Source organism: Pelomonas sp. Root405 (assembly GCF_001425165.1).
In the GTDB taxonomy this organism is placed as follows: Bacteria; Pseudomonadota; Gammaproteobacteria; order Burkholderiales; family Burkholderiaceae_C; genus Pelomonas.
The window spans coordinates 129,421-146,078 of record NZ_LMDU01000018.1; the positions used below are offsets into that span (position 1 = coordinate 129,421).

Genomic DNA, 16,658 nt, shown 5'->3' on the forward strand with positions numbered 1-16,658 from the left:
CAGGCGATTCAGGCGGAGTCTGAGTCGGCGTCCTGCTTGCGGGCAAAGACGTAGCCGGCGCCACGCACCGTCAGTACGCGCCGAGGGTTCTTGGGATCGTCCTCGATGACGGCGCGGATGCGCGAGATGTGCACGTCGATGGAGCGGTCGAAGGCTTCCAGCGGATGGCCCTTGAGCGCGTCCATGATCTGGTCGCGGCTCAGCACGCGGCCTGGGCTTTGCGCCAGCACGACGAGCAGGTCGAACTGGTGGCTGGTCAGGTCGCAGATCTTGCCGTCCAGGCGAGCGACGCGGGCGGCAAGGTCGATCTCCAGGCGGCCGAAGCGCAGCACCTCGTCACCGTCCAGCTTGGGCTCCAGGCGGCGCAGCAAGGCCTTGACGCGTGCCTGCAGCTCGCGCGGTTCGAAGGGCTTGGCCAGGTAGTCGTCGGCGCCCAGCTCCAGGCCGAGGATGCGGTCCATGGGCTCGCCGCGCGCCGACAGCATCAGCACCGGCTGGTGGCGCCAGCGCGGGTCGCCCCGCAGGGAGCGGCAGAAGTCGAGCCCGTCGCCGTCCGGCAGCATCAGGTCCAGCACCAGCAACTCGAAGCGGCCATGGGCCAGGGCCTCGCGGGCCTGGGCCAAGGTGCCCGCCGTGCTGACCTCGAAGCCGGCGGCACGGAGATAGTCGCCCACCATGCCGGTCAGGCGGGCGTCGTCGTCGATCAACAGCAGTCGGACACTCATCACCGGGGCATGCGAGAGGGAGGGAAGCCGGCGCGCATCGGCGCCGGCCGGTCGGGGCTCAAGCATCGCAGAACTCCTGGTTGCCGATCAATCAACCGGCCTGGCGGGCGGCGTGGCGGGCCATGCGCTTCTTCATGACTTCACCGATCTTGCTGCGCTGCTCGGGCGTCAGCACGCGGGCGGCCTCGATGCTGGCCTGGCTCATGCGCTTGGCGGCGGCCTCGCGCTGGGCGCTCATCTGGGCGCGCACCGATTCGATGGCCGCGGCGTCAATGTTGGGTGCGGTGTAGAGCGTGGCCATTTGCTGGTGCAGCTTCTTGCCGGCGTCGCGCTGGCCGGAGAGATCCTGGCGCGCCGCCTTGAAGATGGCTTCGATCTGGCTGCGCTGCGAGTCCGTCGCGTTGACCATGTCGAGCATGTGGCCCAAGTGCCCACCGAACATGCCGCCCTCGGCCATCGCGGCATGGCCGCCACGGTGATGACCGTCATGGCCGCCATGGCCACCTGCCTGGGCGGCAACGCCACCCAAGGCCAAAGCGGCGGCCACGGTGCCGACGCGCAACAGGTTGGGGATCTGGAAGGCTTTCATCAGAGGTCTCCTGGAAGAGGATGGGGTGAGGTCATCTTCCAGGGCCCCTGTATGGGTTCGTTGGGGCGGGGGTAAAGAACTGTGTCCCGTTGTCCGCCCTCGGTAATCACTTGATCGGCTTGAAGCGCATGCGCTTCGGGCGCGCGCCTTCCTCGCCCAGGCGCTTCTTTTTGTCGGCTTCGTACTCATGGAAGTTGCCGTCGAAGAAGAACCACTGCGAGTTGCCTTCGCAGGCCAGGATGTGGGTGCAGATGCGGTCCAGGAACCAGCGGTCGTGGCTGATGACCATGGCCGAGCCGGCGAACTCCAGCAGCGCTTCTTCCAGCGCGCGCAGGGTTTCGACGTCCAGGTCGTTGGACGGTTCGTCAAGCATCAGCACGTTGCCGCCCTGGGCCAGCGTCTTGGCCAGGTGCAGGCGGCCGCGCTCACCACCGGACAGTGCGCCGACGAGCTTCTGCTGGTCGTTGCCCTTGAAGTTGAAGCGGCCGAGGTAGGCCCGGCTCGGCATGATGAACTTGCCGACGATGATGTTGTCCAGGCCGCCGGAGACGTCCTGCCACACCGTCTTGTCGGCTTCCATGCTCTCGCGGCTCTGGTCGACGAACGCCATCTTGGCCGTCTTGCCGATCTTGACCGTGCCGCTGTCCGGCTGCTCCACACCCTGCAGCATGCGGAACAGCGTCGACTTGCCGGCGCCGTTGGGGCCGATGATGCCGACGATGGCGCCGGCCGGCACCTTGAACGACAGGTTGTCGATCAGCACGCGGTCGCCGAAGCTCTTGCTGACGTTCTCGAACTCGATGACCTCATTGCCCAGGCGCTCGGCCACGGGGATGAAGATTTCGTTCGTCACGTTGCGCTGCTGGTATTCGACGTCCGAGAGTTCCTCGAAACGGGCCAGGCGCGCCTTGCTCTTGGCCTGGCGGCCCTTGGCGTTGGAGCGAACCCACTTCAGTTCCTCCTTCATGGCCTTCATGCGCGCGTCTTCGGACTTCTGCTCGGTCTCCAGGCGCTTTTCCTTCTGGTCCAGCCAATCGGAGTAGTTGCCCTTCCAGGGTATGCCGTGGCCGCGGTCAAGTTCGAGAATCCACTCGGCGGCGTTGTCCAGGAAGTAGCGATCGTGGGTGATGGCCACCACGGTGCCGGGGAAGCGCTGCAGGAACTGCTCCAGCCACTCGACCGACTCGGCGTCCAAGTGGTTGGTGGGCTCGTCCAGCAGCAGCATGTCGGGCTTGGACAGCAGCAGGCGGCACAGCGCGACACGGCGCTTCTCGCCGCCGGACAGCACGCCGATGACGGCGTCCCAGGGCGGCAGGTTCAGCGCGTCGGCGGCCAGTTCCAGTTGCAGGTCGGTGTTCTCGGAGCCGGCGGCGGCAATGATGGCTTCCAGCTCGCCCTGCTCGGCGGCCAGCGCGTCGAAGTCGGCGTCTTCCTCGGCGTAGGCCGCGTAGACCTCGTCCAGGCGCTTCTTGGCGGCCAGCACGCCGCCGATGCCCTCTTCCACGGCCTCACGCACGGTCTGGTCGGGGTTGAGGCGCGGCTCCTGCTCCAGGTAGCCGATCTTGATGCCCGGCATCGGCGTGGCCTCGCCTTCGTACTCCTTGTCGACGCCGGCCATGATCTTCAGGATGGTCGACTTGCCCGAGCCGTTCACGCCCAGCACGCCGATCTTGGCGCCGGGGAAGAAGCTCAGCGAGATGTCCTTGAGGATGTGGCGCTTGGGGGGAACCGTCTTGTTGACGCGGTTCATTGAGAAGACGTACTGGGCCATGGGCAAATCCTGTGAGGCTGAAATGGCGGCAGGCCCCCGAGGGGCCTGCGTTGCCTGCTATTGTCGCCGAGCCCGGAATAAGGAAGCCAGATGCACCGTCTTTTCGCGACCCTGCTTGTCCTCGCCACCAGCCTTGCCCAGGCCCAGACCTTGCGCTGGTCGGCCCAAGGCGACCTGCAAACGCTGGACCCGCACTCGCAGAACGAGTTGCTGACGACCTCGCTGAACAACCAGATCTACGAGTTCCTGCTCCGGCGCAACCGCGACCAGACCCTGGGACCCTCGTTGGCCACCGAATGGACGCAGGTGAACCCGCTGCTGTGGCGCGTCAAGCTGCGCGCGGGTGTCAAGTTCCACGACGGCAGCCCCTTCAGTGCCGAAGACGTCATCTTCTCGATGCAGCGCCTGCGCGATCCCAACTCGCCATTCCGCGTCTACGCCAACGCCGTCGGCATCCCCAGGGCCGTGGACCCGCTGACCGTCGAGTTCGTCCTGCCCAAGCCCAACCCGATCTTCGGTGAGCACCTGATGAACCTGCTCATGATGAGCAAGCGCTGGTGCGAGCAGCACCGCGTGACCCGGCCGCTGAACTTCAAGGAGAAGGAAGACAGCTACGCCAACTTGAACGCCAATGGCACGGGGCCCTTCATGCTCGTCAGCCGCCAGCCGGGCGTGAAGACCACCTACAAGCGCAACCCCGACTGGTGGGGCCGCAGCGCGCCCGACCAGGGCAATGTCCAGGAGTTCAGCTTCACGCCTATCTCCAACGACGCCACCCGCACCGCAGCGCTGATCACCGGCGAACTCGATCTCGTGCTGGACCCGCCCTCGCGCGACATCGAGCGGCTGCGCCGCACGGCCGGGCTCAAGGTCGTCGACGGCCCGGAGAACCGCCTCGTCTTCCTCGGCATGGACCAGACGCGCGACAGCTTGCTTTATGGCAAGGCGCCCGGGGGCAAGAACCCGTTCAAGGATGTGCGCGTGCGTCGGGCGCTCTACCAGGCCATCGACATCGAGACCATCAAGACCAAGCTGATGGCCGGCTACTCGTCGCCGACCGGCGCACTGACGCCGTCGCCGCTGGGCAGCTACAACGACCCCGCCCTGGAGACGCGGCTGCCCTACGACCTCGCCGCTGCGCGCAAGCTCATGGCCGAGGCCGGCTATGCCGATGGCTTCGAGGTGACGATGGACTGCCCCAACAACCGCTACATCAACGACGAAAAGCTCTGCGTCGCGGTGGCCAGCATGTGGGCGCAGTTGAAAGTGAAGGTGCGCGTCAACGCCATGCCGCGCACCCTCTTCTTCCCCAAGGTCGAGAAGCACGACACCAGTCTCTATCTGGCCGGCTGGGGCGGCGGCACCGTGGACGCAGAGGTGATGCTGACGCCCGTGCTGCGCAACCGCGGCGAACAGGGCGTGGGGGTCGGCAACTACAGCGGCATCATCAATGACAAGGCCGATGCGCTCGCCGCGGCGTCCAGCATCGAGACCGACCCCGCCAAGCGCGAGCCTCTGGTCAAGGCTGCGCTGCAGGCCTATCGCGAGCAGGCCAACCTCATCCCGCTGCACCGCCAGGTCATCCCCTGGGCGATGAAGGCCGGCGTCAGCGTGTCGCATTCCCCGGCCAATTGGCTCAGCGTCGACTGGGTCAAGATTTCTGCCAAGTAGAATGCCGCCATCCGCCGCGCTTCTCAGTCTTGCGCGGCGTTCTCTTTTCAGCCCCTGCACGCCGCCCGGCTGCCCGAAGACTGGTTGCGACTCTCCGTTGCAACGGCAGCCGATGCGAACAGGCGTGCTCACTTCCCAACTCGATGACTTTCGAAACTCTCGGCCTGGCCGAGCCCCTGCTGCGCGCCATTTCCGACGCGGGCTACACCACCCCCACCCCCATCCAGGCCCAGGCCATTCCCGCCGTCTTGAACGGTGGTGACCTGCTGGCCGGCGCCCAGACCGGCACCGGCAAGACCGCCGGCTTCACGCTGCCGCTGCTGCACCGCCTGTCCACCGGCGAGAAGGTGCTGAACAAGCGCGGCAAGATCGCCATCCGCGCCCTCGTGCTGACGCCCACCCGCGAGCTGGCTGCCCAGGTCGAGGAAAGCGTGCAGACCTACGGCAAGTACCTGCCGCTGAAGAGCATGGTCATGTTCGGCGGCGTCGGCATGCAGCCGCAGATCAACAAGCTGCGCGACGGCGTCGACATCCTCGTCGCCACGCCGGGCCGCCTGCTTGACCACGCCCAGCAAGGCACGCTGGACCTGTCCCAAGTGCAGATCCTGGTGCTCGACGAAGCCGACCGCATGCTCGACATGGGTTTCGTGCACGACATCAAGAAGGTGCTGGCCCTGCTGCCGGCCAAGAAGCAGTCGCTGCTGTTCAGCGCGACCTTCAGCGACGAGATCAAGAACCTCGCCGACCGCCTGCTCAACGCCCCGGCGCTGATCGAGGTGGCCCGCCGCAACCAGACCAACGACGCCATCGCGCAGAAGGTGCATCCGGTCGGCCGCGAGCGCAAGAAGGAACTGCTGGCCCACCTGATCAAGGGTGGCCAGGATGGACAGCCCTGGCATCAGGTGCTGATCTTCACGCGCATGAAGCATGGCGCAAACCGCCTGACCGACTACCTGAACGACCAGGGCATCAGCGCCATGGCCATCCACGGCAACAAGAGCCAGGGCGCGCGCACCAAGGCGCTGGCCGACTTCAAGGCCGGCGACCTCACCTGCCTGGTAGCGACCGACATCGCCGCGCGTGGCATCGACATCGATCAGTTGCCGCACGTCGTCAACTTCGAGCTGCCCAACGTGGCCGAGGACTATGTTCACCGCATCGGCCGCACCGGCCGTGCCGGCGCCCAGGGCGAGGCAGTCAGCCTGGTCTGCGTCGACGAGAACGGCTTCCTGAAGGACATCGAGCGCCTCATCAAGCGCGAGATCCCGAAGGAGATCGTGCCCGGCTTCGCACCCGACCCCAATGAGCGCGCCGAGCCCATCGTGCTGGGCCGCACCGTGCTGAACCCGAACGGCAGCCGGGGCCGCAACCCCAACCCGCCGGCTGGCGCCAACGGCCGCGGTGGCCGGGGCGGTGGCGGCGGTGGTGGCCGTGGTGGCGACAGCCGTGGCGGTTCGCGCGACGGTGGCCGTGACAACCAGGGCCGCTCAGGTGGCGGCGGCAGGCCCGCCGGCCACACCGGCGTGGGCGGTGCCAAGACGGCGCCCAAGCCGCATGCCGAGCATGCGCCTCGCGCCGCAGGTGCCCAGCCTGCACGCGGCAACAACGGCGGCGCCCCGCGCCACAACAACGGCCCCCGCCTGACGCAGCCCAAGCGCTGAGTCCAAGGCTTCGCCTGCACAGCCTGTCCCTCACGGGGGCAGGCCGTTTTTGCTGGGCGACCGCTGCGGCTCATGGCTCGCACATCGCCAGCTGGCCCTCAAGGCAGCTGCGTGGCGGCCCGGCGCCTGGTCCAGCCGAGGCCCAGCAGACCCGCCAAGACCAGCGACGCGGTACCGGGCAGCGGCAGCTCATTCGCGCCGTCACGGGGTGGCAGGTCCCTGCTCGTCAACGCGGTGATCTCGTAGCGGTACTGCTTCTCGTTGGGCATCTGGAAGCGGATTTCATGACGGTACTGGAAGTCCTCAAGATACAGGTAGGGCATGGCGCCCGTCGTCAGCGCATCCACGCCCACTGTCCCCTGCAAGGACAGCTGGAAGACGGGCCACGGATCGTTCAGGTCAATGAAGCTGAACAAGCTGTCCGTATCCGCGTCGACGAAGATCCGCTTGCTCTCATTCGTGTACGCCATGCCGTCCTGCACGCCCCCAGAAACACCGCCCGATATCTTGGCGCCGCTGTTGTAGGCACCGCGCGTGAGCGCCGGATCCGAGTCGACGGCATTCATGTCCACCACCAGGCTGCCCGACAGCGTTCCGCCGGTCGCCGCGTCCAGGCCTTTGGCCACGAAGCTGTAGTTGACGAGGCCCGCCTGAGCCGCGGCGCTGCAGGCCAGCGCGACCGCGCCGATGAGGATGTGACGCAAAGACATGGTGATCTCCCTGTGGGGTTTGAAACGGTTCACGACGACGTGTCGCGATGCAGATCAGTGTCTGGATCGGCGGTATCAAGGCCGTTTCCCCAACGGGTGCGATGGTTTCAATTGCAGCAGGCGGCTGCCGCTTGCCGAAACCGTTGAAACGCAGGCGCCGCCGACCCGGATCCCCGGGAGGGGCTGATCTAATTCCGCCCATGGCCCGCCCCCCGCTCGACCCGCTACTCCAGTTCAACCTGTCCGACGGCAGCGTCGTCACCGCTGACGAGATGCTGCGCAAGATCCAGGACCTGAAGGCCGCGCAGCGGAGCCAGCAGCTCGCCGACGCCCTGCCCGAGGCCGACCTGCAGACGCTGCTCGACGCCCTGCTGCTGCTCGGCGGCACCGCCAGCATCAACGCCGGCATGAAGTGGCTGTCGCTGACCGGCCGCGAGCGTGCCAACGGCGAGACCTTCGATCACTACGCCACCCGCGACGGCCTGCAGGCCCTCGTGTTGCAAGGCCGCGCCGAGGGGCTGGCGGGCAAGGGCACGCGCGTCTCGCTCGGCGACCATGTCGAGCGCCTGCAGGCGCTGCTCGCCGCGCCCGGCGCCGAGCGCTATTGGCGCCAGCGCCTGTGGCTGCTGGGCTCGGGCCGAGGCGATTGGCAAGACCCTATCGGCTGGGTCAACTTCCGCGGTCCCGATGACATGCGCACGATGCTGCGCCTGATGATCTTCTCGGGCATGCCGGGGGCCGAGTTCCACGAGCTGCTCGCCACCCGTCTGCAGGAACTGAGTTCCCCGATGCTGGCCGTGCAGGCGCTGGTCGACCCGTGGTGCCCCCGACTGCTGGGCCAGATCGACGCCGACCTGCGCGACGGGCTACTGGGCCAGCTGCTGGACGTGTTGCCCGCCGGCCATTCCATTCGCGCCGAACTGCGCGCCGCGCTGCAGGCCACCACCCAGCCGCTCAGCATCCCCATGCGCGTGCGCCTCGCCGAGGCCGACATGCTGGCCTTGCAGCTGGACAGCGCCGAGCAGCACCTGAGCGGCCTGGCCGGCCCCGGCGTCACGCTGCTGGCCGCCACGGGCGCCCTCGTCGCCGGCCGCTGGGCCGAGGCCAGCGCCGGTTTCGAGACCGCCATCAAGGCCATCCACACCGCCAGCCGCAGCCGCCGCAACGCGCTGTCGCTGGACACCGCGCGGCTCTATCTGCTCAGCCTGCTGGCCCAGGACGACCCCAAGGCCTGGGCGCAGGCGCGCAAGTACGCGATTGCCGAGTCCGGCAGCCGCAGCCCGACTGCGTACGAGAGTTGGGGCCTGTGGGCACACGGCATCGGCGTCAAGCTGGGCGAGGACAGTTGGCTCGAAGCCGCCTTCCATCCCCGCGCGCCGGGCGACGCCGCGCCGGCGGACCGCCTGTTGCTCGCCGCCTGGCTGGGCAAGCCCGCGCCGGGCTGGACACCCCAGCTTGCGCAAACCCTGCTCACCCGCCTCGGCCCCGATGAAGCGCTGCTGGCTGACTATCTGAGCGCAGCGCTGCAACGCCTGGAGCTGGCCGGCACCGGCCCGACCCGCGTCGCCAACTACCTCGGCCAGCCGCGCCAGGCTTGGCAGGATGCGCTCGCCGCCATCGCCGCCCTCAGCGACGACGGCAAGCCCGCCGGCGCCGCCACCAAGCCCGAGCTGGCCTGGCAGCTGAAGCTCGACGGCGCTGGCCGCGTGCACACGCTGGAGCCGCTGGAGATCAGCACCAGCGCACGCGGCATCACCAAGTTCAAGGCCGTGACGCTGGCCAAGCTGAAGAAGCAAGGCGCCCAGCGCAGCCGCGACAACCTGGTGCTGCGCCACATCGAGCGCGATGCCTGGGCCGGCGTGCACGACCTGCGCCTGGACGTGAGCCAGGCCCTGGTCGCGCTGATCGGCCACCCGCACCTGATGTTTGCCGACGCACCGGGCCAGTGGGTCGAGCTTGCCGAAGGCCTGCCGGAGCTGGAAGTCCGCCGCGTGGGCACACCGCCGAATGACGCCTTCGAGTTCCACCTGCACCCGCCGCTGGTCGCCGCCGAGCCGCCGCATGCCGGCATGCTGCATGGCGCCCAGGCCGACGCCGAGCGCGAGCGCCGCAACACCCAGCGCGTGCTGCGCGAAGGGCCTGGTCGGGCGCGGCTGATCCGCATCACGCCGACGCAGCGCCGCGTCGCCGAGCTGGTGACCCAGGGCTGGAAGGTGCCGGCCCACGCCACCGCCGAACTGGGCGCGGCGCTGCAGGTGCTGACCGGCCACTTCCAGCTGCACAGCGACGCGGACGCCGGAGAACGTGTGTCAGGCGACAGCCGGCTGCATGCCCGCCTGACACCGCAAGGCGAAGGCTTGTCGCTGCTGCTGGTGGCGCAGCCCTTTGGCGACTTCGGCCCCGCCGTCACGCCAGGCTTGGGCCGCGCGCGGCTGATGTGCCTGCACGAGGGCGTGAGCCTGGCGACCGAGCGCGACCTGGGCGCCGAGGCCGGCCACCGCGCCGCCGTCATCGAGGCCCTGCCCTTTCTCGACCCCGAGCAGCCGCCCGACCAGCCATGGTTATTGGCCGATGCCGAAGAGGCCTTGGCTGCCGTCGAGCGCCTGCCCGGGCTGCCCGGCATCGCCGCGCTGGACTGGCCCAAGGGCAAGCCGGTGCGCGTGCTGCCGGTCGACGGCGCAGCGGTGCAGATCCAGGTCAGCAGCGGCCGCGACTGGCTGGGCGTGGCGGGCGAGGTGCAGGTCGAGGAAGGCCGCGTCGTCGGTCTGCAGGAACTGCTGTCGCTCAGCCGCGCCAGCAAGAGCCGCTTCGTGCGCATGGCCGAGGGGCATTACCTGGCGCTGTCGGAGCAGTTGCGCCAGCAGCTGCGCGACCTGGACTCGCTGGCGCAGACGAGGAAGGGCGAACTGCAGCTGCCCCATGCCAGCGCGGCGTGGCTGGACCAGGGCCTGGCCGGGGTCAGCCTGGGCGGCGACAAGGCCTGGCGGGCGCGGGTGGACCAGCTCACTGCAGCCGCCGCGTTGCAGCCGCAGCCGCCCAAGTCCTTGCGCGCCGAGCTGCGCAGCTACCAGGCCGAGGGTTACGCCTGGATGAGCCGCCTGGCCGCCGCCGGCTTCGGCGCCTGCCTGGCCGACGACATGGGCCTGGGCAAGACGGTGCAGACGCTGGCGCTGCTGATCGACCGCAGCGCCCAGGGCCCGGCCCTGGTGCTGGCGCCCACGTCGGTCTGCGGCAACTGGGCGGCCGAGTGCGCCGCGTTTGCGCCCGGCCTGACCGTGCAGGTCTACGCCGAAGCCACTGACCGCAGCGCCATGCTGGCCGCAGCCGGCCCGGGCGATGTCGTCGTCGCCAGCTACGCGCTGGCGCAGATCGACGCCGAGGGCTTTGCCGCACGCCGCTGGGGCACGCTGGTGCTGGACGAAGCCCAGGCGCTGAAGAACGCCGCCACGAAGCGGGCCAAGTCGGTTGCCGAGTTCGATGCGGACTTCCGACTCGCGCTGTCCGGCACGCCGGTCGAGAACCGGCTGGCGGACCTGTGGTCGATCATGAACCTTATCAACCCCGGCCTGCTGGGCACACCGCAGCAGTTCAACGAGCGCTTTGCCGGCCCCATCGAGCGCCAGCAGGACGCGGCCGCACGGGCTCGGCTGCGCCGCATCGTCGCGCCCTTCCTGCTGCGCCGGACCAAGGCGCAGGTGCTGCAAGACCTGCCCCCACGGACCGAGATCGTCCACCGCGTGGAGCCCTCCGAACAGGAGCGTCACTTCCTGGAAGCGCTGCGCCGCGATGCGCAAGCCGCCGTGGCCGCAGCCGCAGCGGGCAACGAACGCGCCGCGCCGATGCAGGTGCTGGCCGAGCTGATGCGCCTGCGCCGCGCCGCTTGCGACCCGCGCCTCGTATCGCCCGAGCTGGGCCTGGTGGGCAGCAAGATGATGGAGTTCGAGCGCATCGTGCGCGAGCTGGTGGACGGCGGCCACAAGGCGCTGGTCTTCAGCCAGTTCACCGACTACCTGGACCTGCTGGGTGAGCGCCTGACGCAGATGGCCCTGCCCTTCCAGCGGCTGGACGGCAGCACACCGCAGCCCGAGCGGACGAAGCGCGTCGCGGCCTTTCAACGTGGCGAGGGCGAGGTGTTCCTGATCAGCCTGAAGGCCGGCGGCTTCGGCCTGAACCTGACGATGGCCGACTACGTGCTCATCGTCGACCCCTGGTGGAACCCCGCCGCCGAAGACCAGGCGGCCGGCCGCGCCCACCGCATGGGCCAGGCAAGACCCGTCACCGTCTACCGGCTGGTGACGGCCGGCTCGGTGGAGGAGCGGATCATCGAGCTGCACCGCGACAAGCGCGGCCTGGCCGAGGGCATGCTCGAAGGCGACGGGCAGGCCAGCCCGCTGGACGCGGCGGCGTTGGCGGCATTGCTGGACGACGCGTAACCCGGCACGGCCAGCAGGACCGAATTCGGTCTATATTCCGTCCACACTAACCAAACCGCTCCGCCATGCTCACCGCCCAAGTCAAGCCCATCAGCTACCTCAAGAGCCACGCGGCCAGCATCGCCAACGACATTGCAGAGTCTGGCGAGCCGCTGCTCATCACGCAGAACGGCGAGGCGCGGCTGGTCGTGATGGACGTACACGCCTATGAGCGCCAGCAAGAGACCTTCGCGCTGCTGAAGCTGCTGGCGCTCGGTCAGCGTGACATCGACGCTGGGCGCTTGCGCGATGCCGACGAGGTGTTTGCTGACCTGGAAAAGGACGACGCCGCGTGAGGGTCGTCTTCCTGCCCGGCGCGGAGCAGGACCTGCGGGACATTCGCCGCTACGTGCTGAAGAAGTTCGGCCCGCCGGCCTGGGCCGACACGCTGGCCCGGTTGCGCGCCACGGTCGATGCGCTCAACACCTTCCCTTTGTCGGGCGCCGTGCCAGAGGAACTCGCCGACCTGGGCAGCGAGCGCTACCGCCAGCTCGTCTCGGGCAAGAACCGCGTCATCTACGAGCCGACCGCCGAGGTCGTCTACATCCACATCGTCTGCGACGCGCGGCGCGACCTGCGCGGCCTGCTCGCCCGGCGACTGCTGGGCGTGGCGCGCTGACGGCTGCGAGGACTGAACCCTTGAAGCTCGAACCCAACTTCGTGGCCCCCGAGGCAGCCGCACGACGCGTGGCGCTGCTGGACTGGGCCGAAAGCAACGCGGTGGGCGCACTCTGGTCGGCCGAGGACGCCCGCTGGGCCACGCAGCAGGCGCGGGCCGAGGGTGCCACCGTCGACTTCCGCCTGGCCCGGGCGCGCCATGCGGCGCAGCGACTCGGCGAGCGTGATGACCGGCTGATGGACCTGCTGGCGCGGCCGCTGTGGTCGGGCAGCTGGGCGTTGGCGGCGTTGGTGGTGGGCCTGTTGCTGGGCCTGGGCGTCGACCGACTGGGCGGCCAGCAGCTGAACCTGCTGACGCTGCCGCTGTGGGGTGTGCTGGCGCTGCAGTTGCTGTCCTACTGCCTGCTGTTCGTGCTGGCGTTCAGGCGGCCCCAGTTGCAAGTCAAGGCGGGGCCGCTGCTGCGCCTGTGGCAACGCCTGCTGACGCCGGGCGCCCGGGGGCGCGCCGGCCAGGCGCTGGCGCACTGGTGGCGGCTTAGCCTGCCGCTGCAGGCGGCCCGCAGCGCGCTGCTGTGGCACATCGCGCTGCTGGGGCTCAACCTCGGGCTGATCGCCGGCCTCTACCTGCGTGCGCTCGGGCTGGAGATCCTGATCGGCTGGGAGAGTACGTATCTCGACGCAGCCCAGGTGCAGCGCCTTGCCGATGTGCTGCTGGCGCCCGCCGCCTGGCTCACGGGCCTGGCCGTGCCCGACGTCGCCCCGCTGCGCCACGGCGCATTGCAGGGACCGCAGGCGCTGGCGGCGGACTGGCTGCATCTGCTGGCGGCAACGGTGGCGCTCGTGGCCCTGCCGCGCCTGCTGCTGGTGCTCCACGCCGCATGGCGCAGCTGGCGTCTGGCGCGCGCGCTGCCGTTGCACGTCGGCAGCGGGCCCGCCGACCTGCGCCTGCTGCTGATCGACCCGCAGCGCCGCCTGGCCGGCAGCCTGCTCGGCCAGGCCGGTGAACGGCTGAGCAGCCCCGAAGGCGACCGCCTGCTGGTGACGCAGGCCGACGCTGCGCCCGACACCGTGCCGGCCACCTGGAGCGAACGCGCGCTCGCGCTGCTGCACGCAAGCCCTGACCCCGCCCCTGCCTTCGACGCCCACGTGGCGGCCGACAGCCTGCCCGCTGCGACGCCGGGCTGGCCGGCGCAGCGCCGCCAGCTGCGTGCGCTGGGCAAGCTGTGGCCACCCGCCCGCCGGCCGGCTTGGCAGCGCCTGTTCGAAGCCTGGGAGGCGCCGGTGCGCGAACGCGAGGGGCAGGCGCGGCAGCTGATGGCCCAGGCGCTGGCCACCCTGTGTCTGCAGCCGCTGCACCTGCCTGAAGGCGCGGACCCGCAGGCGCAGCTGCGCAAGGCGGTGGAGCAGCAGCTGCAGCTGCTGGCCGACAGGCTGCGCGAGCTGTACGGCCAGGATGCCGCCGCCGATGCGCTGCCGTCCGCCGCCGAGCAGTGGCCGCACCAGGTGGTACGCCCGCGCCCCGTCGTGCGCAACTCGGTGCTGGGCGGCGCCATGGGCGGTGCGGCGACCGGCCTGGGTGCGGACCTGGCAGCAGGCGGCCTGACGCTGGGTGCCGGCGCGCTGATCGGCGCCGTCGTCGGTGGCGTGGCGGGCAGCGGGCTCACGGAATGGTTGAACCGCCGCCAGGGCCGGCGCACGACCTCGCTGCAGGTCGATCTGGTGGAGGCCGCGCCGCTGCTGGTCGGCGAAGTGCTGAATGTCTGGCTGGCCCAGATCGGGCTGCGGCTGCCGGCTGCGCAAGTAGACGCCGCCATCGGCGCGCGAGCCTGGGTCGACGCGTTCAAGCACGCACCGACTGAGGTGCCGACACGGCTGCAGCCGCTGCTCGCCCAAGCCTGCGAGCGCCTGCTGCGGGAGGTCGACGAGGCGGCTGAACGCGACAACCCGAGCGCCCACAATTCCGCCCATGTCGCCCGCTCCTGAACCCATCTGGCTGGCCGGCGCGACCGGCCTGGTCGGCCGCGCGCTGCTGGCCGAGTTGCCCGGCGCCATTGCCCTCGTGCGCAAGCCTCAGGCGGGTGCAATGACGGTGGACTACGCCCGGCCCGAATCCTTCGCTGCGCTGCCCGCACCCGGCAGCCTCTACATCGCGCTCGGCACCACGATGGCCCAGGCCGGCTCGCGCGAGGCGTTTCGCGCGGTGGACTTCGACGCCGTCGTCACCGTCGCGCGCGCAGCACGCGAGGCCGGTGCCACGCACTGCGGCCTTGTGTCGGCGATGGCCGCGAACGCGCGCTCGGCCGTCTTCTACAACCAGGTCAAGGGCGAGGCGGAGGACGCGCTGATCGCGCTGGGATTCCAGCGCCTCGTCATCGCCCGGCCGTCGCTGCTGGACGGTGAGCGCGAGCGGCTCGACCAGCCCGCGCGCCGCGGGGAAGCCTGGACGCTGAAGCTGGCCCGCCCGCTGGCCGGGCTGATCCCCGCCGCCTGGCGCCCGATCTCGCCGCAACGCGTGGCGCGCGCGTTGCATTTGGCGCTGGATGCGCCCGGCCCGGCGGTGCGCATCGTCGAGTCTGCCGAGATGCAGCGCCTGGGCGCATGAAGTCGCCGGCTGTCGCGCCCGCCGAGGTCGAACCGCCCGACCCGCACGCAATGGATCGGGCACGCCGCGTCTTCATCGCCGGCAACGGCCTGCCGGGGCGCTGGCAAGGGCGCGAACGCTTTGTCGTGCTGGAGACTGGCTTCGGGCTGGGTCATAACTTCCTGGCGACCTGGGATGCCTGGCGGCAAGACCCGGCACGCTGCGAGCGGCTGGTCTTCGTCAGCGTGGAACCCCCCCCCCCAGATGCGAGGACCTGGCGCGCGCGCACGCCGGCTGCGTGTTGGCTGCGCAACTCGTTGACCGATGGCCACCGCTGACCGCCGGGCTGCATGCGCTGAGCTTCGACGGCGGCCGCGTCGAGCTGCTGCTTGGCCTGGGCGACACGCGCCACATGATGCGCGAACTGGTGCTGCAAGCCGATGCGATCTACCTGGACGGCTTTGCACCGCAGCACCGCCGCGAGCCCTGGGACGAATGGCTGCTCAAGAGCGTGTCGCGGCACGCAGAGCCCGGCACCACGGTGGCCACGTCGCACATGTCGCGCGCCATGGGCAAAGCGCTTTCTGCGCTGGGCTTCGAGATCGGACCGGTACCGGGTCTGGCCAGCAAGCCCGAAGCAGGCGCCGCCCGCTTTGCGCCGCGACACGCCTTGCAGCGCCCGGCCGGACGTGAGCCGCTGGCGCCTGGCGCCCGGCGCGCCCTCATCGTCGGTGCGGGCCTGGCCGGCGCAGCCTGCGCGCTGGCGCTGTCTCGACAGGGCCTGGCCTGCACCGTCATCGACGCCCTGCCCGGCCCCGCGCAGGCCAGCTCGGGCAACCCGGCCGGGCTTTTCCACGGCACCGTCAACCCGGATGACGGGCCGCATGCGCGCTTCAACCGGGCTGCGGCCCTGGCGACGCAGCGCCTGCTGGTCGAGCTGGGCGTGCCGCACAGCCAGGGCCTGCTGCGGCTGGAGACGCGGCTTTCGCTGGCGCGGATGCTGGCAGCGCCGGGTTATGTGCAGCCGCTGTCCGCCGACGCGGCGGCCGCGCTGGCCGGCACGGCACTCCGCCATCCGGCCTGGTTCTATCCCGGCGGTGGCGCCGTTGACCCAGGCGCCTACACGCGCGCCATGCTGGCCGCGAGCGCTGCCGAACTGCGGCTGGGCACCGCCGTGGCTGCGCTTGAGCCGCATGCCGATGGCTGGCATCTGCTCGACGCCGCCGGCCAGCGCATCGCCAGCGCGCCGCTTGTCGTGCTGGCGGGCGGTCACGCGCAGCTGCCCCTGCTTGGCGAGCTGGCCGAGGACCTGGTCGTGCAGCGCGGCCAGATCAGCCACCTCACCGACGCCCCCTGGTGCCCGGGCGTGCCGGTAGCGGGCGACGGCTACGTGATCGCAGACGGCCGTGGTGGCCTCTGGTGCGGCGCCACGGCGCAGGACGGCGACCTCGACCCCGCGCTGCGCGAGGCCGACCAGCTCGACAACCTGCAGCGCTACACCCGCCTTGCCGGATTGGGCGAGGTGCCGCCCGCGCCGCTGGCCGGCCGCGTCGCGTGGCGCCTTGTCGCGCCCGACCGCCTGCCGCTGATCGGCGGCCTGGCTGCGCCGGGCCCGCGGGCCGATCAGCTGCGCCTGCAGCCTCGCTGCGCCGGGCTGGCCGTCTGCACCGGTTTCGCGTCGCGCGGCATCGGCTGGGCGGCCATGGCCGGCCGGCTTGTGGCGGCGCTGGCGCTGGGTTCGCCGCGGCCACTGGAAGCTGAATTGCTGGATGCGGTGGACCCGCTGCGCTTTGCGCTGCGGCGGGCGCGCCGAGCAACTAATCCCGGTTTAGCCGGCTGATCGCGGCACGCCAGACGGGC

The 16,658-nt window shown here is 70.2% G+C and carries 13 protein-coding genes; 9 read left to right on the top strand and 4 right to left on the bottom strand.

Going from position 1 to position 16,658, the window contains the following annotated elements; all coding sequences use genetic code 11:
- Positions 1 to 8: 8 nt before the first annotated feature.
- From ASC81_RS26000 to ettA, 3 genes are all read right to left on the bottom strand, one after another.
- Positions 9 to 725 carry a response regulator gene (locus ASC81_RS26000; protein WP_056274296.1) on the bottom strand — a complete coding sequence of 239 codons (717 nt, stop codon included), beginning with the start codon at positions 723 to 725 and terminating at the stop codon, positions 9 to 11.
- A gap of 91 nt (positions 726 to 816) precedes the next feature.
- Positions 817 to 1,314, bottom strand: a complete 498-nt coding sequence (locus ASC81_RS26005; RefSeq protein WP_056274298.1) for a Spy/CpxP family protein refolding chaperone — start codon at positions 1,312 to 1,314, stop codon at positions 817 to 819.
- A 106-nt stretch (positions 1,315 to 1,420) separates the two neighbouring features.
- Positions 1,421 to 3,085: an energy-dependent translational throttle protein EttA gene (gene ettA / locus ASC81_RS26010; RefSeq protein WP_056274301.1), complete on the bottom strand. Its 1,665-nt coding sequence runs from the start codon at positions 3,083 to 3,085 to the stop codon at positions 1,421 to 1,423.
- A 90-nt stretch (positions 3,086 to 3,175) separates the two neighbouring features.
- Here ettA and ASC81_RS26015 point away from each other — a divergent pair, with 90 nt between their 5' ends.
- Together ASC81_RS26015 and ASC81_RS26020 are read left to right on the top strand one after the other, a co-directional pair.
- Positions 3,176 to 4,756: an ABC transporter substrate-binding protein gene (locus ASC81_RS26015; RefSeq protein WP_056274303.1), complete on the top strand. Its 1,581-nt coding sequence runs from the start codon at positions 3,176 to 3,178 to the stop codon at positions 4,754 to 4,756.
- Between the two features lie 143 nt (positions 4,757 to 4,899).
- Entirely contained in the window at positions 4,900 to 6,417 is a 1,518-nt protein-coding gene (locus tag ASC81_RS26020; protein WP_056274307.1) for a DEAD/DEAH box helicase, read from the top strand.
- 98 nt (positions 6,418 to 6,515) lie between these two features.
- On the opposite strand, the gene ASC81_RS26025 is transcribed toward ASC81_RS26020, so the two are convergent.
- Positions 6,516 to 7,127, bottom strand: coding sequence for a hypothetical protein (locus tag ASC81_RS26025; protein ID WP_056274310.1), 612 nt, complete (start codon positions 7,125 to 7,127; stop codon positions 6,516 to 6,518).
- Between the two features lie 200 nt (positions 7,128 to 7,327).
- On the opposite strand from ASC81_RS26025, the gene ASC81_RS26030 reads away from it, so the two are divergent.
- The 7 genes from ASC81_RS26030 to mnmC all read left to right on the top strand — a co-directional run bounded on the left by ASC81_RS26030 (position 7,328) and on the right by mnmC (position 16,638).
- Complete coding sequence (locus ASC81_RS26030) at positions 7,328 to 11,560, top strand: DEAD/DEAH box helicase (protein WP_056274313.1); 4,233 nt, start codon at positions 7,328 to 7,330, stop codon at positions 11,558 to 11,560.
- A gap of 65 nt (positions 11,561 to 11,625) precedes the next feature.
- Complete coding sequence (locus tag ASC81_RS26035; RefSeq protein WP_056274317.1) at positions 11,626 to 11,895, top strand: type II toxin-antitoxin system Phd/YefM family antitoxin; 270 nt, start codon at positions 11,626 to 11,628, stop codon at positions 11,893 to 11,895.
- Positions 11,892 to 12,218 (top strand): type II toxin-antitoxin system RelE/ParE family toxin, encoded by a 327-nt coding sequence (locus tag ASC81_RS26040; protein WP_056274320.1) that lies wholly within the window; start codon positions 11,892 to 11,894, stop codon positions 12,216 to 12,218. Before ASC81_RS26035 ends, ASC81_RS26040 begins: the two co-directional genes overlap by 4 nt.
- A 20-nt stretch (positions 12,219 to 12,238) precedes the next feature.
- Positions 12,239 to 14,200, top strand: coding sequence for a DUF3482 domain-containing protein (locus ASC81_RS26045; RefSeq protein WP_056274322.1), 1,962 nt, complete (start codon positions 12,239 to 12,241; stop codon positions 14,198 to 14,200).
- Positions 14,184 to 14,819 (top strand): hypothetical protein, encoded by a 636-nt coding sequence (locus tag ASC81_RS26050; protein WP_056274326.1) that lies wholly within the window; start codon positions 14,184 to 14,186, stop codon positions 14,817 to 14,819. The genes ASC81_RS26045 and ASC81_RS26050 overlap by 17 nt, the downstream gene beginning before the upstream one ends.
- Positions 14,816 to 15,136, top strand: coding sequence for a hypothetical protein (locus tag ASC81_RS28040; RefSeq protein WP_235533795.1), 321 nt, complete (start codon positions 14,816 to 14,818; stop codon positions 15,134 to 15,136). Before ASC81_RS26050 ends, ASC81_RS28040 begins: the two co-directional genes overlap by 4 nt.
- Complete coding sequence (gene mnmC / locus ASC81_RS26055; RefSeq protein WP_056274329.1) at positions 15,100 to 16,638, top strand: FAD-dependent 5-carboxymethylaminomethyl-2-thiouridine(34) oxidoreductase MnmC; 1,539 nt, start codon at positions 15,100 to 15,102, stop codon at positions 16,636 to 16,638. Before ASC81_RS28040 ends, mnmC begins: the two co-directional genes overlap by 37 nt.
- The last annotated feature ends 20 nt before the right edge of the window (positions 16,639 to 16,658 follow it).